This is a genomic window from Bradyrhizobium sp. TM233 (assembly GCF_036247965.1).
GTDB lineage: Bacteria > Pseudomonadota > Alphaproteobacteria > Rhizobiales > Xanthobacteraceae > Bradyrhizobium > Bradyrhizobium ottawaense.
Genome location: NZ_BTIG01000080.1, coordinates 1 through 256, shown reverse-complemented (window position 1 = coordinate 256; position 256 = coordinate 1). Strand labels below are relative to the sequence as shown.

The window sequence follows — 256 nt, the reverse complement described above, 5'->3', positions numbered from 1 at the left end:
GCGCCTCCGGCTCGATCTCGGCCTGCTCGGCCGAAAGGCCATTGGCCTCGAGCTGCCGCCGCACCAGATAGCGCTTCGCAATCTCCAGCTTCTCCTCTTCGGTGTAGCCGGCGAGGCTGATCAGCTCCATGCGGTCCAGCAGCGGACCGGGGATCTGGTCCAGCATGTTGGCGGTCGCGATGAACACCACACGCGACAGGTCGAAGGGCACGCCGAGGTAGTTGTCCCGGAACGTCCCGTTCTGCTCGGGGTCGAG

General features: G+C 66.0%; 1 pseudogene. It reads right to left on the bottom strand.

From position 1 onward, the window contains the following. Window positions 1-256 (bottom strand): annotated as a pseudogene (locus tag AABA86_RS33595) (endopeptidase La); the annotation flags it as partial.